A 21,428-nucleotide genomic window follows, 5' to 3' on the forward strand; every position below is an offset into this window, starting at 1 on the left:
TTCAATCAGCTATTTTCAAGTGACAGCAGCCGCAATTCAAGCCCCACGATTTGAGCGCCCTGCGCCTCATTCTGCTGACGCAGCTCCAATACCTCCAGTTCACGTGTCACCATCTCGCTGCCTAGGCGATCCACTTCATTGGCTTCCTGCGGTTGAGGTTTTGTTAGTTCCTTGATTTCTTCCGGGGTTAAGCCTTCAATCCATAGAGTCGGCTGAGGTGTGGACTCCAGAACCGGCATTTCGCCGCGTTCTTCCTTCGACAGTTCTTGCCACTCCGAAAGGACTCGTTGGTATGAGTCTTGAGCTGCGCTTATGGCAGACTGGTATGCACTCCAGGCTGCGAGATCAAAACACGGGCGGTACAAGCCGGGAGTTGTCGGGATGCCAACAATGTAACCCGAGAGACTGGAGTCAGAGTCGTTTGACGGCTCATCTTCTGGTTCTGTAGCGTCTACTGTTGTAGAAACGTCAGGTTCAATGTGGGAATAAAAAGGGACGACACCGGAAAAGGCATCGTCCACAAGTGTGTCCTCTAAATAGAGGCCATTTGTATTTACTTTAGGTATGGCTTTCATGTGGATCCTCCTTTATTGTTCGGCTAGAAACGTGATGTTGGCGAGTGAATACCATTTGGCCCCTGTACCTCCAACATCTGCCCTAACTTCACCTGTATTTAGTACGACAATCTCACCATAGGTTCCACCATTCGCGGCGGGGAACTTTAGATAGCTTTCGGGCCTAAACCCACTAGGGAGTTTAAAAATATCCGCGCCTGACGATGTAACCTGGACTAGCCCTCGAAATTGAATTTTACCAGTACTCAATTTCCTATAAGCAACTGTTCCAAACCTTGTAGTATCCACAGATGTGGCCCCATTTAACAGTGTTGGCGTAATCCACCCCGGTGCATCGTTATCCACCTTCTTATTCATCAACACGGATACAGCGGTCGCATTCTGCTGCACGGTGTCGGTCAGCTCTTGGAGCATCGCCTTTTCGTTGGCCGCGTACGATCCGGTGAATAGAGCGATTGGCGACTTGTCAAGCATTAGGTACGTGACGGAATAATTTGCGGATGGATCGAAAAGGCCGCTTCCTAATCTCGCTTGTACAAGCCCAAATACGTACTCATATCCTACGTCCACAGGGTGGGCAATCCACCCATTGTCAGGTAGATTGTTCTTATATACAGACTGTATTCTGCTTGGTCTTTTGGATAATGGGTAACTTGGAGAAGTTCTACCGTTAATCCAATACGTACCGTCTCCCGCGTCAACTGGCTTTACCCCCTCCCGTAGTACAATTCCCGTTCCAACTTCAATCTGATTATCGCCTTCAATAAACGTCAACATGCCTTCGGAAACGATAGGTTCGACCGTTGGCGTTGCCAGTTGGTATATTATTTGATACGGCGCCCATCCTTCCGCCGTTACAGTTGGCAAAGTCGTAGTATAGTTCGACGAGTTACCTTCTTTGTGCTGTTTCAAGTTAACCCATGCCTTGAGACCAGTACCATTGTACGTACTAGATGCATCGGCCCCGCCGTCGTACATCTTCCATCCCATAAAATAGGCCTTAATCTCGTCGACTGTCGGTGTGTAGTTGACGCCCCATCCGCTGTCGGTATTGGAGATAGTTATAACCGTTGCTGTGATGTCCAAGATTACCTGATCCGATGCTGAGTCTATATCTCCTGCTCTCAATTTTTCTAATTGACTACCGTTATGCTTTGTCGCAATTACCGAATCCTTAATGGCGGTTGGGAAATTCCAAGTAATCCCTACAACTTTGTAGCCTAGTCGATTAACGGTAATTGTGTAGGACTGAACTCCATCGAGCACTACCTTCTTCCACTTCGCCAGCTTAAAATACTGCCCCTCCTTCTCGAACACTTCGTCAGCATGTTCACCTGTCACCGGATCGGCATATAGGTCCATTTGCAACGCGAGAATCGAGTCCTCACGTGGTTTATGAATTTCAAGCGCATTTCCGACATTAAGCGTGATATCTTCGATAACATAGTCACCAACAGCGGCATCTAGTGGTGCTACAATTCGAACTTCCATAGTTTTGATGTTTGCCGGAGTAGCAAATGTATCTTTACCAGTTGTATTGACGGTCCCCGGTGTGTCTAATACATACAACCCAGTCTCATCATAGCCCAGTACATCAACGTATACTCCATCATATTTTTCAACGCCATTTCGAGTGATTTTCGCCTGGAGAGTATAGATAGTATTCGGTATTGCCGAAATGAGTTTAGATCGGTATTCCACCACCGTTGACCCTGTTGCTTTTACTATTGCTGAATATTCAGATAGCACTTTCGTCGAACTTTCTCGTATGCCTTCAAATAAAGTAGGGGCCAAATTCTCCCCATACCGGATTACATACGGGTTTCGTACAGGCTGAACACTATCGACGTATGGGTACTTGGCGGCGATTTGTTCTGGTGTCATACTGTCAAGTGCAGTGTATTCAGTGGCAGATATCTCGTATATTCGAATGGAATCAAAGTTTCCCGACTGCCCATCCTGAATATATATTTCATTGCCTAATGAATCTTTTAGCTGCAATCTAGCAACAACTTTTATTACGGCTGTTGGCTTAAATTTTAGAACGACAGGTTTGAAGCTTGCTGTATCCTCCACTGTATTTGATGCTGCATAAATATTGTTAGGTTCATTGTTTGAGTCTAACCCGTATATCCTCATGTAGGCTTTACTTTTATTATTTGATGGTTTAGCCATTCCTACCAGGATGTAATGAGCATCCACCTTTACAGGTATTCCCTCATGGTCAATATAATGCTCGAATGATGCGGTTCCCGTAGCTGAAACTTTTAGAGAACTCGAACCCCCTTCCTTCATGCCGGTATCGAGCATTACCGATGTTTGATACGCTGCGGACCATCTGTTTACAGATTCACAACCCCCATCCCGCCCAAGCAAATTCACCAGCGTCCGCCCTTTAATCCCGCTCAACTTAAAAGGCGCGCTCCGCTCTGCGTTCACGATCTGAAGCCCTGGCTGCAGCACGACTTCCCTGCGTTCTTCCGTGTCCAGGCGCTTTTCCAAAGCGCCGATCGCTTCACTGGCTTCACCTGCGAACTGATCTACGGCATCCGCGTTCTGATCGATATACTTATCCAGATCGAAATACGTCGTGGACGGTGAGGTTCGATCGATTTTGTTCAATCCGATATTCGGTGTAACCGGATTTGTCATTTAAGCTCCTCCTCCCAACAATCTGTCTTGTGTTGTTCCTGATATTTCATCAAAGGTCATGCCCTCCACCTCGGTTATCGTGAGATAACGCAGCGCGTAATCGACAGTCATATGCGCAGGTTTAATCTCCTCAATGGCCGATTTCAGATCGCTTAAATTCGGGGGAATGCCCAGCGTATCCCGAAAATGAATTGTCACTTTATACGCATCCGGCTGTACGGTTACTTCGATGCTGCCCCGCTCGTAGGCCTGCGCCACGTTTTTGAGCATGCTGGCCGACACTTTCCCGCTCCCCCGCATCTTCGAGATAATAACCGAGCGCCGCTGCTCTATCGGCTTGGACAGATTCACCGGAATGTTCAAGTCCTGCTCATATCGGGACAGCGCCCAGGTAGCAGTCTCTGGATAATACTGATCCAGCAGATCCTCCAGTTCCTGCGTCAGCTTGTCCAGCTCGGTCCCTTCGGCTCCGGCGATGGCTTTCATCTCCCGAACATCGTGATAAAAGGACGGCAGGTAACTCAGCCAAACCTCCGCTTTGCTCATTGGACCGTCACCGTCCCCAAGACGGCTACCGCTTCCGGGTGAATGGGAATGCTGTCCGTTCCTCCATTAATGGTCAGTACCTCATAGTCGATTACCGCGGGTATGTCCAAAATCACGTTGGCAATCCGGTTAAACCGGACCAATGGATCGGACATGGCGAGATCTTTAAGATACTGGCGAACCCCCTGCTCAATCGCTTCCTGCACGCCATCCATGCCGGCTCCTTCCAGAAGCGTAACCTGCACTTCGATATGAACGGGCACTTCATTCGCGCCAACAACGGTAACCACCGAGCCGACGGGAGCCGCTCCTTCCCCCATCCCATCCATGGTCGGATCGATGTACTCCTGCACCGATTCCACAACAGAAGGCGTCGGCGATCGCATCTCATTGTCGAGCAGCACGACCTTCACGGTACCCGGACCATTCCACAACGGAAAAGCCCTGGCTTTGACCAACTCCGGCCTTTTCGTCTGGCCCACAGCTCATAGTTGATTCCGGTTCGCGCTGGTCACGGGACGGGCGATTTTTTCCCGGTAACGGTCATACAACGCTTCGTCCGACTCGGTATCTTCGCCTGGTACCCACAGTTCCATCAGCTCTGCCTTCACCAAGCCTTCAATGTATTCCAGTGGCAGCAGCGAACCGAAGCGGCGGTTGCCATCCTTCCCGATCGTCTCGCATTCCACAATATATTGACCCGCTTCCAGCCGGGTAATGACCTTATAGTTCAGCGGATCCAACGAAAACCGGCTTCCCAGCGGTACATCCACCGGGACACCATTACTGCCAGAAAAGTGTCCCAAAAGCTGCGCTTTAGTAGCCTGCTTCCGGGTCAATCCCGACCACGCAATGCTCCGATCCAAATATTCACCCGATGCCGTAGCGGCAAATTTCAGATTCATGGAATATCCCAATTCCGCGTACATCTGAGCAAGCTCAGCAGCAGAAGGTGCCAACGCATCGTAGATGATGCTGCCCTCTCTTTTGTCCATGCCGTCCGGAATCCGATCCAGCATCCGCTCCAGAATGGCTTCATACGTCTGTTCCTCTACCATCCTCCCTCACCTCCTTCGTCATATTGAAAGTCCCATACAGACTCCGAACCGTAAATTTCGCCATCGCCTGCTCGCCCGCAAAAGTGATATTCATATCATCCACGGACACAATCCGGTCATCCTGCAGCAGCGCTTCCTTGATGTGCCTCTCGATTTCGGCATAAGCCCACAGCGGGTCACGCCCGATGACGGAATCCAGCTCCTGCCCGTAGTTGCTGCTATAGATCAAATGCTCAAACCGGCGGGTCTGAAGGATTTTTACGACAGCCTGCTTAACGGCCTCAAGACCGTCTATGTGACCGGATATCGAGCCTTCCTCCAGGTTCAATTGGTACGTCAAACTGGGCTGCTCCAGTGTTTCCACGATCTCACTACCCGGTAGAGTTGTTCCTCCCTGCGGGATCATGACGACTTCACCAGCCGATCCAGCACGAGGTATGTCTGCCCGCCCTGATAACGAATGAGCAGCACCGTATCCCCAGTCTCCAGCCCTCTGCGAATGTAATACTCTGCACCGCCGATGTTCAGCTTATACTCGGTCATCGACTCGCCGATAACCAAAAAATCCTCCGTCAGGCTGAAACGCTGATCCACGTTCACCTCCAGAGGATGTACAGATGTGACTGTGCCATACAGCACCGCCATCGGATTCGTGCTTCCTACGGCGCTGAGACTGGCTTTTTTGATAATATCCAGCATTCCTGCTTACACCACCTTCATATTGAGCGACATCGTGTGCGTACCGTCCGAGAATTTATGCGTGCATTCATCGATGAGATACGGCTTCAGCCCTTCTTCGGGAAGATTGACATAGACCGTGTTTCCCGCACGGACCCGCAAGTCTCCCATAGCCTCAATCGACAACGTCTGCTGCTCCCTGTTCTTCAGTTCGAGCAAATTCTGTGCCAGCTGCTTCAATTGGGCCGGGTTCATGTTCTCGTCTGCCACCTCGTACAGCTGCAGCAAGCCCCACTGGGCGATGTTCTGCCCATGCTGGTACATATACACGTCCCGCTTCCCGCTCTCCTTGTTGTCCCGCACGACTTTAACGCGGTTGTACGTTTCGTTGTCGATGCTTTTTTTATATGAAAAATCCGTCATCAGGCTGTCTTCTCCAACAGCGAGCATGAGCAGCATATCATTGATGTTGCGAAGTGTCAGTTCACCATACTGGTCATAAAACATATAATACTGCTTGGTCGCAATCAGCGTGGACTCCAGCGCCTTGCAGATTATATCAATCAGCTTTTTGTCTGCTTCCAGCATCGCGGGAATCGTATGGCCGGTTTGGGCCAGCGTGCCTGTTTTCAGATTAAAATCCTTGGCAATCTTGCGAATGATTTCCTCTACCTTGGCATTGGTGAACCGATAGGTGTCGTTGCTGGACAAATAGCGCAGCTGGTCGTAGGCCATCAGTTTCACCTGGGCGTCCAACCCCCATTCTTTTGAAAAAACATAGCCATAAAATAGGTCCTTGTTATCCTTGCGGAAACGCACAATGTCACCGTTCTCCACGTCAAATTCCTTGCTCTGCGCCAGACCATTGTTGACGTAGTTGATATCAAGACTCGCCGGCTTTGCCTGACGGCTTGTTTTCCATGTAATATCCGTTACGATCTGCCCCAGATCCCACACGCTTCCATTCTTTCGGTCAATCATCAGCTCGATCATGCAGCCACCTCCTTAAGGAATCTTGAGAACCCGGCCAATCGCCAGCTTCCGAACCTCATGGTCCTGGATTCCGTTCAGTTTTTGGATGTCCGTATGGCGCCAGCCGCTCCCGAGCAGCTTTTGGGCAATGCTCCACAGGGTGTCGCCTTTGGCAACCGTATAGGAGACGGGCTTCTTCCGGTCATCCGGCCGGTCTTTCTTCTTCACGGCTGCCGCCTTCTTATCCTTGAGCGGTACCACCTTCCTTGCCCCATAGAACACATAGCGCTTTAAGGTAATGGAGAATTCAATATCCTCCGGCGATCCGGACATCGTGTTCCAGTTGAAGCTTTCGATGGATGCCGCCATGTTGATGCCAAATGACTTCATCGCCCGCACCACATTCTTGCCGTCTGTACCGCTCAGCGGATCGGGAACAAGCCCCGTCATCACAAAACGTACCGGTCTGCGGCTCTCCATCCAGCCTTTGATGGTATTTACGTATTCCATTGGAAGTTTCAGCTTCTCATCAGACCCTAGATGGACAAAGGGATATACCCTGCCCGGGAAAAAGCTCTCAAACGAAATCTCCGTCAGCTTCGGATGCAGAATCGCATTCACTTCGCCAAGTCCCGCTACCGTATAGGATTTGCCCTCACCACTATCCTTGACTTCAATCCGCTCAGGGTTCACCGGAAATCGAAAAACCTCCTCCTGGTTATTAAAGCTCAGGAAAAATCCGTAGTCGCTCATGCTACAAATACACCCCCTCGGCACTGGACACAAACTGTTCTTCCAGCGTACGATTTATTCTTGACATGATGGTATCCAGATCGGCGCCGGAGTTAATATCCCCCGTTGTCATCTGTACAGTCGGCGTCAGGGTGATCATATTACTGATCGCGTTCACTTCCGCCAGGTCGCGCATGACCTTCAGATCCTCGCTCGCCACGTCGACCGAATTGTCCACTTGACCGATGGAATCGATGCTGCCGCCCGCAGGGGCTACAGGAATTGGGGCGCTTGACATTGCCGGCATGGAAGACATCCCGGGCATGGCCGGGGTTGGAGTTGTTTTCGGCATCGTAACATCGTAACCGGTTTTGCCTATATTGTACTGCTCCAAAAGATCCTCGTTGTTCTTGCCCGCACTTTTATCCGGCATGAAACTGTCCTTAAACGTATCCATCGAAAAATCTTCTATAAAATCCTTCCCATTTTCCTTAAAATTCGTAAAGTCCGCCTTATATTCAATCTCTGCAATTTGCTTGGTATCCACGCCAAGAACCTTGCCAAAAAAGCCAGCTACCGCATTCACACCTTTGATGATGCCGTTAATAAGATTAATTACTGTATTGACGGTGTTTTGCGCAAGATCGACGATGAAGCCGAATACGTTGCTGAATATTTGCTTAAGTCCGAGGGTTACTACTTTCCAAGCACCGAAAGCGGCCATAGCAGCGATGACCAAAGAAATTAACAGCATAAGAGGATTAGCTTTGATAACCATGTTAAATATTCTCATCGCTCCTGTCACTACGTTCGTGATCATAGCCATAGTCGTTTGAGCTGCTGCAAACGCGTAAGCATATACTTTCCCCATGATTAACCCTGCATTTAACGCTGCAAAAAAAACACCTACTAAAGCAATAACAGGAATTAATCCCATAAAGATCGTGATCAAATTCCAGATAGTGTTACCAACACCCGCAATGGTTGCTTTAATGAATTCCCAGGCTGAAGGTATCATTTCAGCAATCCATAAGAACCCTTGAGCTAATAAGGCTAGTCCAGAATTCAATATGTTAAAAAACGGTTCAAATGCCCCTGATTCAAATGCAGAGCTAATTATATCTAGAATAGGCATTATAGATTCAAGTGCCCCGCTCCCTATTTGAATAAAGGAATTATTCACATATCCCAACATCTTTTGCCACTTACTCATAGGAGAGTCCATCATCTTTTGAAGAGCTTCCTCCGTCATCCCCGATTTTTGTAAGAGTTGATCCATAGATGCTAAAAATGCCCCAAAATTGCCCTTTGATGATGTCACTTCCTTGGAGAATTGTTTGATGTTGGTTTCAGGTAACTTAAACTCTTTCGCAAGCGAGCTCGTGTCGCCTTGCATGGCACTCATTATGGCAGAAGCGGCATCTCCCGAACTCTTTCCCGTAGATGAAAGCTTACTCAATCGCTCAGCATAACCATTTAACGTGGAAATCTCATCTGAGTTTGTCGTCATATTCATGAAAGATATTGAATTACCGAGCGTTTTATTGACATCGGCTCCCGATTTCAATGCATCCTGCTTGAATTTTTCAAACATAGCCGAGCCAACTTCTGGATCTCCTATCTTACTCTGAATAACATTCTCTAAATTTTGTTGTTTTGCCGCCGGTATAATGGAAACATCCGCTATGAATTTCATTCCATTATACGCAGCTTTAATTGCACCTAGCGCACCGCTAAATTTACTCGATAACTTCTCTCCCTTTTTCACTTCAGTATTCAGATTTTGTTGAGCTGTTGCCGCTTCATTAACTTTAGCCTCAGCTTCTTTTATTTTTTTGGTAGCGTGCTCAAAGCTCAGACCGAATATAAACGACTGTTCAAAAACGAGTTTATCCCAGTTGCTTAATGCCTTCATGATTTTTGGTGGAACAAGTATTTGAGAATTCGCCATTCCTTCACCCCCTTTTCTACAACCTATCTCCGCTTTCGTACCCGCTCGCGCTTCTCCTTCTCCACCCGCATCGAGATCATGGCATAGATGGCGGCCCGTTCCCGGACCGTCATCGCCATGAGCTGGTGAGGAAGGATGTGCAGTTCATGGAGGGCGTAGTACGCATAATTTGCGTCACCGTCGCCCTCTTGGATTAGTTTTTTACGTCGTCCACCAGATCGTTCATATCCCGATCAAAACCGTTCAGGGCTTGCACCCGCTCACCAAGCGCGGCGAACTCGCCGGGCAGCAGCATTTTGCGGAGCAGGGATTCTGCACCAAGCACGCCGTAGGATTTTTGCAGCTCGCTGTTTTTCAGATCCGGGTAAATAACGCTCGATACCATCAACTTCGCCATATAGTCATTCGGGTCGATTTCCGGCGTGAATACGCCGTTCTTGCCCTTGACCTTACGGGTAGCGGCTTTGCGGCACTCCTGGTTCTCTTCCTCCGTGATACTGCGCAGCTTCCAAGGTACGGGGCTCCCCTCAGCATCCTTAAAACGAACAGAGACCACGAATTCCTCCGTGATCTCCGCAGACGACTGTCCAGCAAAAAACATACTAAAATCGCTCATATTCCTTCCTCCTCATTCATGTTAAGTATTAGGCCAATGGGTTAAACGGCGTCTCAATCCGCACATTCTCAAACGTGAAGGCCACTTCTTCCTCCAGCGCCTCCGCTTCGGTGTCGAGGGATGCCATAATCACGCTGTCCAGGTTGACGCCTTCCAAAATCACCGTCTGACGCCCCGTTGACGAGCCCGGATCCTCATTACGCACTTCGATCATGAAGTAGGCGTCTTTGCCGGTCTGGATGTATTCCATCATCAGCTCGCGGAAAAGCGAGGTCACGTAATAGATTGTCATCGTACCGCTGCCCTTCCAGCCAATGGCTTTGTGCTGCACCGCGCGTTGGCCCATCGTTTTCAGCTCGGCTTTTTCCTTCTCAACCGTAGCTTCCAGTGTTTTAATGTAGAACATTTCCTCCATACGCTCGCCAATTTTGACGAATGCCTTGCCCTCTTGCCCGGAAATCGTGTCGTTTGCCCGCAAAAATGCCATCTTAGACCACCTTCACTTTCATGTATACTTTTTCAATTGCATCCACTGGCTGTACCTTGATATCCACAAACAGCACATCGCCTTCTGTACCCGGTGTCACCACAATATCCTCGTTCGCATTGAAATTCTGAATCGCCCCTATGTTCTGCAAGGAAGCAAAATACGCGGCACATTCCGCCCAGAATAGCGTTCGGCCATCCACATTGTTGTCTACCTTCCCGATATAAGACTTCTCAAAAATCAGCTTCAAGTCATTTGCAATGCCATCCAGCACGCGGACCACTCGGTTTTTGGAAAAATGGCGCTGTTTCGCCGGTTCAATCGAAGTAAAGCTATTAATATCCTGCTCGACCACGGCTTTGCCGCCGCTGTAGCTGAACAGGAACTCGCCCTTCGTGAGAGCCGCTTCAATCTCCGTATGGCTCAGGCGAACATCGGTATCCACCGCTTCGTCGTACGCTGCATACGTGAGGGATTCGTTAACAGCTGCCGCAGCCGTAGCACCAGTAACCCAAGCAGCGGCTTTCACTTTATCCACAACGGTACCATCGGTGAGAATAACACCATTTTTCACGCTAATGATGCCTTCATAATCCGCAGCAGGATAATCAGACAATACAGCTTGCACCTTCTTGCCTTCCGACTCGCGAAGACGCTTGACAAAGGCGGTATACAGGGACTTGAGCGTTGGATCTCCAGACAACAGACCTACGGTCTGGAAGTCTTGGACCTCGAGCGCAGCAAGAAAATCGACATGCTCTTGATTGGTCACGGTGCCGTTGGCGCCGCCTGTGAGAGCGAATCCTGCCGTTGCCGCCAAATCGCCGGTATCCGGTGCAAAGGTCACATACAGGTTCGGTTGCAGTTCTGCTGCACCAGCTACAAGCTGCTTGTCCACGGCTCTGACGCCGAGCAGGGTGCTGACTACGAACTTGCCGGGATCATCCACGGCGTTCTCAACGACAATCTGGATGTCATTTCCGCGTTCGCCGCCATAACGTGCGGTTACCTTGAGCCCGGCAACGGTACCCGCTGCCTGGACACCGCTGTTCAAGCGGTACAGCAGAAGAGTACCTGCACGCTTGAGCACTTCTTTTACCGCAAGCAGCTGCGGCGCTGTGATATCATAACCCAGCACCTCGACCAGATTAGTACCTGGTTGAATGGTTAGAATTTGATTCGACTCCCCCCATGGAAGGGAAAGACCCAGTGCCGCAATCCCCCTCTCACCTACGCGCCCGATCGGCTGCTCCTGCGATGAGATTTGGGTGTAGACGCCTGGTCTTACTTTGTTGGGTGTTGTCCATGTTCCTCCGGCCATTTAAATGACCTCCTTTTTCAAAAATGTAGTCATCTGGTCTTTCGCTTGCTGAACGGTGTACGCCTTGCCCTCTTCGAGAATGGCGCTCAGCACATCCTTCTCGCGATTACTGAATTGATTGGATTGTGCCAGCTGATGTTTGTTGAACGTCGGTGCTGTTTCTTTTTTACTCATTTCAATCCGCCTCCCTGTTTCAATGTTTGCATCTTGGTTTCCGTTTCGACCTGATCGGTCGTCATCTGAATGACATACTCTGCGCGAAAATAACCTTCTCCCGCTGCCCCGTCACTCCCCGTTGGACGCTCCCACGCCACTGATGAGGCGCGGCATGGACGGCCGCTGACATCCAAGGATGTCAGGCTCTCCAGCATCTCGTCGATGATGGTAGACACTGGCCTTCCAGTAACCGGAACGTAATGGATCCTGAAACGAAAACGAGCCGCATATCGATGGGTCGATATCGGCTCGAACTCGGCTAGGGTTAGCTCGGTTTGGAAGTATGGGACTGGAGGTAGTACGGCGGCATCCTCTTTGGAGATGAGGGGGATGTCGGGGAAGCCATTTGTAAGTTTGGTTGCCAGGGCGGCGCGTGTTTGTTGGGTAGGCATGGCTGGGCTCCTTTTCAGTAGTGTAACTCATGTTTTTTTGTTGTTTAGCATTTTTTATCGTATGTTATTGTATCTCCAGATTCTCAGACAACCAAATTTTTACCATTTTGTCTTCCTTGTCCTTAACCCTATTCAAACGAATGCCCGTTTAGTTCCCTTAATCGGTGAGTGTTTCTCCTTTACTGAGTCAAGGCGTTGGGCAGTTGAATTTTCTTCCGAGCTCATTCATTCTATCGCTGCCCCTGAAATAATCATGTTATATTCCGATTGCAACCCAATTTCCTATTGATGCGGATATATTATTAGAAGATGATGATGTCCGTGTTTGTACATTTATTTTAAATCCGTTCAGATACCAGGATACTGTTGGGTTTATTTCTATATTGGTTGATCCGTCACGTCCCGTAGTGACTGATGCCGAGATATTATAGTTATGTTCCCCTTTAACAAAATACATTGCCCCGCCTATTTGAGCTGATCTGTTATCGTTCCCCTGATGGCCATCATTATAATAAAAACTACCGTTACACCTAATGATGATTATTAATGGCTCAAAGTCTAAATTGACTATTTCCACGCCGGTTGGAGCGCCATTTCCGGATGCTCGTTTTAACCCGGTGCTGATCTGATCAATTTTAGCAGCCAAAGTATTAAATGGATCGGCCATAGATGCTGTAACGCCTTTTGATGTAATAGCATCAACAAAAGCCTGCTTACTAAGTGTCCCTGTAAATTCACCGTTGTCATTAGTAAATGTAAACCCCGCCTCAACCTGATCAGGTTGTACGTTTCCACTCCCCCCTTCACCCTGTAAAATAAAAGCCGATCCATCCCGGAACAGTGTATAGACACTAGCGTATAACTTTGCGTTATTGCCATTCGCTTTTTTAATAGGTAATGCTGTATCGTTATTGATTTTGAGTGTCGGAGCTGTAGAGCTTGCGACATTGAACTTTATCGTAAACTTTTGATTCGTGCTGATAGGCGTGTTGGATGTAACGCTATATGAATTGCCGCTATTGGTCGTTGTGCCAAGATGTGGGACAAGGCCCGATGCCGTCACCGAATCCATCTCCTGCGCTGTTATTCCCTTTGCCATATGTGTTCGTCTCCCCTCTATAAAATATCGTTAAAACCTTGCGGCGCACTATGCTGCATAATCAACATTTGTGATTTGCTCGTATTCTTCTGGAGTGATCATCTTGGCCACGACGAAAATTAGGCTGTCAGTATTTTATAACAGATGTTAGTTATCATAATAACCCTTGACTATCGAATACCAAATCTACTCTGTAACTCCTTCCAATGCGGCCACTTCGAAGAATAACGTCCCTATCGTATCCTCCAGAGATGTAATTGTTGCGTTGCCGTTAGCACTTTCCATTAGCAGTGTTCCCATGGTTGTGTTCAGCTCTACATTTACTTGTTGTAAGTCGGACACCTTGGTTTCAATTGTTTCCGGGGTGTAATAATCGTAATACAGTTCATTTTTCTCCAAGTCAACCATCAGTCTTGATGTCAAATCTGAAATGATCTTGAGATAAAGCATAGGCACATCAATTTCTACACCTTCCCGGTTCTTTTCTGACGGCATAGGAAAAAATTCTTCCTGAACCTGTCCGTCTTCTCAGATGTCTTTTGGTATATGACGTACATTTTCCATTTCTCTCCCTAATTTTAAGCTGTTAGAACCACTAAAGATCTAGCCCATCCTTCAGCTGTCGATCTGCTATCGTTCCCCTGATACATAGATGCGCTGCAGAACCGCAACGTCCCCGTCAGCTTAAAGTTGGCTGGGATCGCAGGCATTGCCACACCCACAGGTCCTCCAGCGCCGCTACCGTACATGGTTCCGGTGCGTTGCTTTCGATCAAGAGCAAACCCTGTAAGTTGGGCCATCACCTGTGCTCCAGTTGATGTCGATGTTTTTAGTGTATATACTACTCCAGCATCGTCAATAAGAACTAGCGCAGCCGTCTTTGTAGTGCTGAATTCGTTTGTCATCGTCAGAGCCTGCAATTTAGGGACATTATTGTCTTCGGCTGTGTACACATCTATATAGCTCTCACTCGGTGGGATTGTAAACAAGTCGTGATACACCCAAGCGTTAGGGTTTGGTATATTCTTTGGCATGGGATTATTGGTTACTAAACTTCTGTCGCCTGGCGACAACGTCCCCACCAAGCCCGCCACATTAACCCCGGCCCGCAGGTTATTTGCAGTCAACCCCAGCACTGCAGCCGTTACCCATGTCGTCCCGTTATAATAACCGTGCGGTGGTTTGATAAAAAAGCGATCCCCCGCCCATACCGTTGATTCAAGTCCAGGCATGTAATTGTTTTCGGCGGAGCGATTCGGCATACCGCCATTGAAAGGGCCGCTAGCATTCGAAGCACTTTTCCCGACCAATACATCCGCTGCCGTTGCATTCCCCGTTGCTCTGATCACCGCCGATATCTTAGGGATCAGCAGCGCCCATGTCTCACTAGTGGATGCCGGTACTCCGATGGCAACAAGCGCGGCAACCACTTCCGCTTTTCGCTCATTGCCAGCTTGAAAAGCCCCGTCTAGTTGATCTTGCAGCCCATTTACTCGATTGATCGGGACAGAATCCATCGCCAGCACTGCACCATTGATCGCGCCCTCCGGGCCGATTGGAACGTTTTTCAGGACTACCATCGTCACCTCAGACGTTGAGGCCACGCCGGAAAGAAGAGTGATCTTCGCCCTCTGACTGACTTCCCCAGCAGCGTTTCGGACTGTGTTGGTCACGGTGTATTGTGTCGGGTCCAGAGCAGCCCGATTAATTGCTACTAGCAAGGTGTCAGTGTCAGCGTCGAAAAGGTCAAGCGGGATCTCGAATACCTTCTGATTATCGGCTGTGGCCGTCACCAATAGCGGGTAGCTGACCAGCTTCGGGATGCCTGTTTCCGTGACCAGGCTAATCTGTTGGTCGGTGTATGATTTCGCCTGAAGAGCAGCATCCTTCACCGCTTTCTCCGTAGCCGCCACATTCTCCCTCGTACCATTTGTGGCACTGGAGAGCTGCACTATACCCTTCTCCGTCAACGAAGCGTCTGGAACTTTAATATTCCCCACCGCCTCATCAACCTTATCCCAGTTCTCATTCAGCATCGTTTCGATGTTAAAGGTCTCATTGCCATCCACCATCGGGTCTTTCTTTAACAGTCCTAAATTCGGTGTGTTACTGGACAACTCAAACACCTCCTGCAAATTTGTTTAACGGCGTCTGCCCCAGCTCGCCCAAAGTCATCACGTCATGAATATCGCGTATGAGCAAATAGTTGAACGCATACGCCACCGCCAGATGCGCCGGCTTGATCTCCTCGATCGCGGACTTCAAATCCTCCAGATTCGGCGGGATTCCGAGCGTATCCACGAATTTAACCGTGAAGCCCCATTCCTCGGGCTGGAAGGATACCTCGACCGTGCCGCCGTCGTAAGCCTCCGCCACATTTTTCACAAGCGCACCGGAGAAGGTTCCTGCTCCGCGCAGCTTGGACTCCAGCACCGCCCGCCGCTGCTCGACCGGCTTGTTCCGGTCGGTGGGTATGCCGAGCTCCATTTCCCAGCGTACCAGTCCCCAGGTGGCTGTACGGACAAAGAACTGGTCCGCCGCTGAATTCAGCGCTTGATATAGCGCGTCCAACTCGCTGCCCTTGGCATCCATATCGGATAACATGACGCGCGAGGTCTCGTAATAGGCCGGGAGATAAGAAAACAGCTCGCGACCGCGCAAGCTGTTCATTCGGACATTATTCACTTACGCTCACCGTCCCCAGCACCGCTACCTGACCGGAGCCAATTTCAATATTTTGCTGCTCGGTATGGCCGTTAATTGTCAAATCCGAGTAGTCCACAATAATCGGAATATCCAGCAGTACAGCGGCAATTCGCGTGTAACGAACCAACGGATCTTTCCTGTTAAAAGCAATCTGCTGTAAATATGAACGAACACCGTCCTCAATCAGCTTACGGATTTCATCCATCGTCGAGGGCTGCTCCTGCGTGCGCTGCACTTTGACGGAAATATTTATCGCTACTTCCGCTGCGGGCATCACCGTGATAACCGGCCCAGCCGGGGCTACGCCTTCCCCCTGCCCATCCTGGGACGGGTCAATGTGCTGCTGAACGGCATCTACGATATCCTGGCTTGCCGCACGCTTATCCGTATCCAGAAGATACAGCCCGACCGTACCAGGCCCTTTCCACAGCGGCGCCACTTCCACACCGCCAACACCGGCAATCTCATTGGCCCACAGCATATACTGCGCTTTGTTGCCGCTGGTCCCCTGACTGCGAACCTTGGCGTAAAAACGCTCCAGCAGCGACTGGTCGCTTTCGGTATCCGTCCCGCTCCGTGTGGGTTCCGGGTTGGTAACCGATGCTACGCCGCTGACCGACGTCATCATAAGCTGAATAACGCCTGCCGGAACATTCCCGCTGCTGCCCGGTGTAACGGCTCGAATTGCCGCCGTGCCGGTACCCAAGTCACCCAGCGTAACGCCGGATATCGTCATATATTCCACCGAGGACTCCCCGGAACCTTCATCGGCCGGTGTGGCTACATAAGTTCCGGCAGGCACCGTTGTCCCCGGTTTTCCCGTAAACACAACACTACCGGACGAAGCGACCGCTTCTCGTCTCGTGATCCCATGTTCTGCTGTCCTCAGATCGAGTTCGGCTGACCGGATCTCCGGACGATCACTTGCCACGGTGCTTGCAAAGCCGCGCCGCAGCAGCTCCTGCGCCCACAAGGCCGCCTCGGACAGCATAAATGCCACCGGTGCCTGTGCATCCCAGATAAAAGAGCCCTCCGACTTGTCGATGTCCGAAGGCACTTGATTCAGCATACGGTTCATAATATTTTCTTCCGTCTGATCCTGCAAATATAACGGCAAGTCTGCCATCAGATCACCACGCTTTCTATAATTTCCGTTTCATCCCGGACACTCGTAATACGGCAGCTGAAACGGCAAGCTTCTCCTTCCCAGGCAAAAAGAAACTGGTCCACGCTCTCCGTCCGCGCATCTGCCAGCAGCGTCTCGGTCACCATGCGCTGAATCTCACTTTCCAGCAAGGCACGGTCGTAGCCTTTGCCGACCAGCTCCTCCAGCTCGCTGCCGTAATCCCGCGTATAGATCAGATGACGGTAACGCGGCGTACGAATCGCTTTTTCACACCAGATGACCCAGGCTTCCTTCTCGTCCGCAACCGGAATCTTCCGGGTGGGTGTCATAATAAACTCGCCAGCTTCAAAATCATACCGCCAGCTCCGTCCAAAAACAGCCCCGGCTCCCTCCAGCACCTCCGGATCCGTGGCATCACTCCAGATCATGTCATCACTTTCCGGAAATAAATTAGCCACCGCTGCTCACCACCTTGCACACGACCACCACGTCATTGCCGCTGTTGACCCGAACGGCGAGCACACGATCCCCCGGCTTCAAGCCTTTTCCCAATTGAAAAAGGGTGTCTTCCATTTCATGCTCTTCCACATCGAACGTCATATCCTGCTGCTGGCCCCCCAGATTCGCGCTGCCAGCAGCCGTATAACGGGGTAAGGACAACAAGCCCGGCAGCTCCGCCACCATATAGTCCTGCAGCTCATGCTTGAAATCATCCAGCTTGAGTCCTGTCGAGGTTATCGTGCCAAGCACGGCCCCCACGCCGCCCACGGCTTGACGAGTTTGCTTGTTTAATGAGGCATACAGGGAGGACGCCAGTTGTCCATAGGGGTCTTTATTCAAGGTAAAACCTCCTTTTTACATCGTTGTAACTCCCCAGCTCCAGCATCATGTTACCGGGGCTGCCCAGCTCTCGACTGACGGAAATGACGAGCAGCCTCATCGAACCGAGCATCACCGCATCACCGGCGCGAATCGTATTGATGTCGGGTGCATTGAGGGAAATGGTCTCCCGAATTCCTCTCAATTTATTTCGAGCCAGCTGGCGGGCAGCCACAGGCGACTTCACTTCATCATCTTGAATAATGGCCTGGAGCTGGCCATATTTAGCGATATCTTTTTCCTCAATCGCCATCACCTTGGACGGAACCTCTTGTCCCGTCTCACTTGCGGCCGTTGCCAGCACCTTGACCTTGGTCGCCGCACCCTCCAGCGTCCGCGATTGCGTGGTATCGGCTAAAGCCTCCAGGATATACACATCTCGATTCGTTCCAAGCTCATACAGCTCCAGCCCGGAAGAGATCATTCTCGGGTGGTACAGCTTGCCGCCGGCTTTGGCCGTTTCCCGCAGATCAGCGAACATACTTGCGTAGATCGACTGCGTGCGGTAAACGGAACGTCCCAGCTGCTTCTCGGTATCCGGCAAAACCGCAATTTTTAGGTTCCAGTCGGCTGCGTACTTTTTGAACCGCTGGGTGGCCGTCTGCTTCGCCGGGAACAGGTACTCATCCTCTGATTTGTCCAGATAGACCGTACGGTCGTACAGTGTGAGGGTCATTCGCTTCACCCCGTTATTCGAAGTTTCCACTTCCCACACGACAGCCGGGTGCAGCAGGGGGACATAATCCTTCTTGCCGTAAGGAATTCCGCTGATACGGATTGCCATTCCTGGCGAGATCGGCGGCATATCCGGCGTTACGACCAGATTGACGGTCCCCTGATAGGCAACTTGTTCAAGCGAATCCCGCAGATGGATAGCTTCTACTAAGGGAGATAAATCGTACTGATCCTGCAAAATCACCTTGTAACTCATGACAACACCAGCTTCTGTCCAGGCTTGATGGCGTTCGGATCTTTACCGATCATCTTCTGGTTCAGCTTGTAGATCTGGTTCCATTTTGAGCTGTCCCCGAGCTCCAGCTTGGCGATTTTGGAGAGTGAGTCCCCTGACTTCACAATGTAGGTTTTGTTCTTTTCCTTCATGTCTGCCCGAGGCTTTTTATTCGCTCCCGCTGCCCCGCTGCTGCCCGCTGTTTTGGCTACCTTCATATCGCTCCAGGTCCGAAGCGTGATATCAAAATACACATCCCCGACCTCGCCGCCACGGAACGTGGACTGATGGGAAGCAACATACACCGGCACATTCACCGCCGTCTCGGTAATGACGAACTGCAGCGGCGTTTTATACGCCAGAAACTCGTTAAGTTTATTCATCGCGGTTTGGGGTTTAATATGATCCTTCTTATCCCCCTTGCAGAATGCTGCATCATACTCTTGCGGGAAAAATGAAGAAAACGAAATCTCCTTGATCCGATTGCCCTGGGGAAAATCAAACTCTCCATAGTTAAGAATCGTGGCCGTTTCCAGGCCCTTTTGCCGTGAAATGGTCACCTCTTCGGGATTAACCGGGAATATGAACGTCATGCCCTTTCCATTCTTCAAAAGAAACTCCACCTTGGGCCCCCTCCTTTCTGTATGGATGCGTTCCGCCCCTTTCATGCCTGTCATTATCGATTATCCTCAATAGGCCATCGGGGTCGGCTTCCGGTTCTGCGCCGCCTTGCTGAATTCGGCTCTCAGCCTCTGCCCAATCAGAAGGATCAAGCCTTCGACATCGACAGGGTGTTCCTCATGAACCGTAACCTGCACCGCACCTGGAGGAAGATTGTAGTTGACGGTTGTCTCCGTTTTGAAGTCTATCAGCAAGCCGGATATGGTGCTCATCTGGTCCGGACTAATCTGAACGGACTGCGGGGACGTTGGCTTCCCGGCAAAAGCCTGGTTCTGGGCAGCACTTGCAGGCGGCCCAAAAGTACTCATGCTTGCAGCATGACTAGGCGGCACATAGGAACCATACATCGGATTCAGAGCTGGGTTCGGCAGCAGCGGCTTGTTGAAATCAGCCGGCGCTGGTTTCGGAATGATGGGAGCCGGAAGAGCAGTCACGTTGGAATTAGGAGGCGGCGACTTTGGAGCCTCCTTCGGCTTGACTGCTTCCTCGTCTTTTTTTCCAAAGGAAAACGTCTTGGAGAACCATGCCGATACCTTCTCCTTGCTCTCATTAAACTTTTCGCTGATGCCCGTTATGGCACCGCCTACCTTCTCGCCAACAAAACTTCCAACGGTGCCGCCGAGCGTCGATCCAATCAAGGTCCCTGCAACCGGGATCACGGAGCCGACAATTCCGCCAATTGTGCTTCCAATGCCGCCGCCAACGGCAGAGCCCATGGCTTGATTGCGCTCTTTCCCTGGTTTAGCGGTAGCGATTGCGGCCGCATCGGCTATATATCCTAACGGACCAAGGGCCCGTTTACCAAGACCCTTCATTAAACCGGAGCCTAGGCCGTTTTTGCCGGCATTTTTCACTGCGTTTGCTGCGCTGCCATCGGCCGCCTGTTTTACGGCGTCTGACCCTGCACCCGTCTTGCTAGCACCTGCCAAACCTCCGGAAACGATGCCGCTGGCACCACCGCCGCCGAACATATCCTTGGCAAAATCTGAGGCCTTCTTAAGTAATTCCACTGCCCCCTTTCCCGTTGATCCAACGTTTTCTATAAAGTCCCCTGTTTTTTCAGCTCTGTTAAAAGCCTTGCCCCACTTCGTTAAAGGTTTCTCCGCTTGTTCAGTTTTGGGAACAGCAGCCGTGTTTTGATTCGCCTGACGCCCCCTATTTCTGGAGCCTACCCTTCGTTCTTTGTTGACCTCAGCGGGCTTGTTATCAGCAGGTTTATCTTTACTCCAGGCCTCGCGCATCTTCTGGTGTTTATCTTTCATTTGGCCCGTGCCACGCATAGTGGAACCAACCAACGCTACGTTCCCCAATATACCTATCGCCGTATCCCAACCAGATTTTTTCCCGCTCCCGCCTGCGGGCTTTATCGCCCCAAGCGAACTCGTAAGCTGAATCACAGCCTCCGTATTCGCCTTCAAGGCATCGATCATGGGAGTAAAATCAAGCCCCGATGCCCGCAAATCCACCATAACACTCGCCTGGATTTGCTTCTGCACGCTTAAGTTCAGATTGGTATCGATCTGCTTCTGCACGTTCAGCTTCACATTGGCCGAGGCCTGGATCACCTGCGACTTCACCCGCTGCATCTTGGCAAGCAGGTTATCCAGCCCTTTCGAGGCGCTGTCCTTCAGCACGATTTCAGGCGCCATGCGGGTGCGCCCGATTCGCATGACACGTCCCTGGATCCGCTCAAAATAACGCTCCATCGCCCGCAGCTCGCGGTTGGCCTTGATCACGTTTTTCGGATCGATGACCAGATTCATGCGGTAGTTCATGGCTTCAGCCATTTCAT

23 protein-coding genes and 1 pseudogene are annotated in these 21,428 nt (G+C 50.5%); all 24 read right to left on the reverse strand.

Annotated elements, in window-relative coordinates; genetic code table 11:
- Positions 1-5: 5 nt before the first annotated feature.
- Positions 6-575 (reverse strand): hypothetical protein, encoded by a 570-nt coding sequence (locus PVOR_RS25870; protein ID WP_006212520.1) that lies wholly within the window; start codon positions 573-575, stop codon positions 6-8.
- A gap of 12 nt (positions 576-587) precedes the next feature.
- On the reverse strand, positions 588-3,227 hold the full coding sequence (locus PVOR_RS25875; protein ID WP_006212521.1) for a hypothetical protein: 2,640 nt from the start codon (positions 3,225-3,227) through the stop codon (positions 588-590).
- Complete coding sequence (locus tag PVOR_RS25880; protein ID WP_006212522.1) at positions 3,228-3,773, reverse strand: YmfQ family protein; 546 nt, start codon at positions 3,771-3,773, stop codon at positions 3,228-3,230.
- Positions 3,770-4,831 (reverse strand): annotated as a pseudogene (locus tag PVOR_RS25885) (baseplate J/gp47 family protein). The gene PVOR_RS25880 and the pseudogene PVOR_RS25885 overlap by 4 nt, the downstream one beginning before the upstream one ends.
- Positions 4,809-5,237, reverse strand: coding sequence for a DUF2634 domain-containing protein (locus PVOR_RS25890; protein WP_006212523.1), 429 nt, complete (start codon positions 5,235-5,237; stop codon positions 4,809-4,811). The pseudogene PVOR_RS25885 and the gene PVOR_RS25890 overlap by 23 nt, the downstream one beginning before the upstream one ends.
- A complete protein-coding gene (locus PVOR_RS25895) occupies positions 5,234-5,530 on the reverse strand; it encodes a DUF2577 domain-containing protein (protein WP_006212524.1) in 297 nt (98 codons plus the stop codon). The genes PVOR_RS25890 and PVOR_RS25895 overlap by 4 nt, the downstream gene beginning before the upstream one ends.
- 6 nt (positions 5,531-5,536) lie before the next feature.
- Positions 5,537-6,502, reverse strand: coding sequence for an XkdQ/YqbQ family protein (locus tag PVOR_RS25900; RefSeq protein ID WP_006212525.1), 966 nt, complete (start codon positions 6,500-6,502; stop codon positions 5,537-5,539).
- A gap of 12 nt (positions 6,503-6,514) precedes the next feature.
- Positions 6,515-7,234, reverse strand: coding sequence for a LysM peptidoglycan-binding domain-containing protein (locus tag PVOR_RS25905; RefSeq protein ID WP_006212526.1), 720 nt, complete (start codon positions 7,232-7,234; stop codon positions 6,515-6,517).
- Between the two features lies 1 nt (position 7,235).
- Positions 7,236-9,164: a hypothetical protein gene (locus tag PVOR_RS25910; protein ID WP_006212527.1), complete on the reverse strand. Its 1,929-nt coding sequence runs from the start codon at positions 9,162-9,164 to the stop codon at positions 7,236-7,238.
- A gap of 193 nt (positions 9,165-9,357) precedes the next feature.
- Positions 9,358-9,780, reverse strand: a complete 423-nt coding sequence (locus PVOR_RS25915; protein WP_006212528.1) for a phage tail assembly chaperone — start codon at positions 9,778-9,780, stop codon at positions 9,358-9,360.
- Positions 9,781-9,808: 28 nt separating this feature from the next.
- A complete protein-coding gene (locus tag PVOR_RS25920) occupies positions 9,809-10,267 on the reverse strand; it encodes a phage tail tube protein (protein ID WP_006212529.1) in 459 nt (152 codons plus the stop codon).
- 1 nt (position 10,268) lies between these two features.
- A complete protein-coding gene (locus PVOR_RS25925) occupies positions 10,269-11,588 on the reverse strand; it encodes a phage tail sheath family protein (RefSeq protein WP_006212530.1) in 1,320 nt (439 codons plus the stop codon).
- The gene (locus PVOR_RS31150) at positions 11,589-11,762 is read right to left on the reverse strand and encodes a hypothetical protein (protein ID WP_006212531.1); all 174 of its coding nucleotides are present in this window, start codon (positions 11,760-11,762) and stop codon (positions 11,589-11,591) included.
- Positions 11,759-12,196, reverse strand: coding sequence for a phage tail terminator family protein (locus PVOR_RS25930; RefSeq protein ID WP_006212532.1), 438 nt, complete (start codon positions 12,194-12,196; stop codon positions 11,759-11,761). The genes PVOR_RS31150 and PVOR_RS25930 overlap by 4 nt, the downstream gene beginning before the upstream one ends.
- A 256-nt stretch (positions 12,197-12,452) precedes the next feature.
- On the reverse strand, positions 12,453-13,295 hold the full coding sequence (locus PVOR_RS25935) for a hypothetical protein (RefSeq protein ID WP_006212533.1): 843 nt from the start codon (positions 13,293-13,295) through the stop codon (positions 12,453-12,455).
- Positions 13,296-13,481: 186 nt separating this feature from the next.
- Complete coding sequence (locus PVOR_RS25940; protein WP_006212534.1) at positions 13,482-13,790, reverse strand: hypothetical protein; 309 nt, start codon at positions 13,788-13,790, stop codon at positions 13,482-13,484.
- A gap of 83 nt (positions 13,791-13,873) precedes the next feature.
- Positions 13,874-15,412, reverse strand: coding sequence for a phage tail protein (locus PVOR_RS25945; protein ID WP_006212535.1), 1,539 nt, complete (start codon positions 15,410-15,412; stop codon positions 13,874-13,876).
- A 1-nt stretch (position 15,413) separates the two neighbouring features.
- Positions 15,414-15,965: a YmfQ family protein gene (locus PVOR_RS25950; RefSeq protein WP_083811734.1), complete on the reverse strand. Its 552-nt coding sequence runs from the start codon at positions 15,963-15,965 to the stop codon at positions 15,414-15,416.
- Positions 15,966-15,972: 7 nt separating this feature from the next.
- Positions 15,973-17,127: a baseplate J/gp47 family protein gene (locus PVOR_RS25955; RefSeq protein ID WP_006212537.1), complete on the reverse strand. Its 1,155-nt coding sequence runs from the start codon at positions 17,125-17,127 to the stop codon at positions 15,973-15,975.
- Positions 17,127-17,585 (reverse strand): DUF2634 domain-containing protein, encoded by a 459-nt coding sequence (locus PVOR_RS25960; RefSeq protein ID WP_006212538.1) that lies wholly within the window; start codon positions 17,583-17,585, stop codon positions 17,127-17,129. Before PVOR_RS25960 ends, PVOR_RS25955 begins: the two co-directional genes overlap by 1 nt.
- A complete protein-coding gene (locus tag PVOR_RS25965) occupies positions 17,578-17,967 on the reverse strand; it encodes a hypothetical protein (RefSeq protein WP_006212539.1) in 390 nt (129 codons plus the stop codon). The genes PVOR_RS25960 and PVOR_RS25965 overlap by 8 nt, the downstream gene beginning before the upstream one ends.
- On the reverse strand, positions 17,960-18,937 hold the full coding sequence (locus tag PVOR_RS25970) for an XkdQ/YqbQ family protein (RefSeq protein WP_006212540.1): 978 nt from the start codon (positions 18,935-18,937) through the stop codon (positions 17,960-17,962). The genes PVOR_RS25965 and PVOR_RS25970 overlap by 8 nt, the downstream gene beginning before the upstream one ends.
- On the reverse strand, positions 18,934-19,578 hold the full coding sequence (locus PVOR_RS25975) for a LysM peptidoglycan-binding domain-containing protein (RefSeq protein ID WP_006212541.1): 645 nt from the start codon (positions 19,576-19,578) through the stop codon (positions 18,934-18,936). The genes PVOR_RS25970 and PVOR_RS25975 overlap by 4 nt, the downstream gene beginning before the upstream one ends.
- 66 nt (positions 19,579-19,644) lie before the next feature.
- Complete coding sequence (locus tag PVOR_RS25980; RefSeq protein ID WP_006212542.1) at positions 19,645-21,423, reverse strand: hypothetical protein; 1,779 nt, start codon at positions 21,421-21,423, stop codon at positions 19,645-19,647.
- Positions 21,424-21,428 lie beyond the last annotated feature (5 nt).

This window comes from Paenibacillus vortex V453 (assembly GCF_000193415.1).
Classification (GTDB): domain Bacteria; phylum Bacillota; class Bacilli; order Paenibacillales; family Paenibacillaceae; genus Paenibacillus_AQ; species Paenibacillus_AQ glucanolyticus.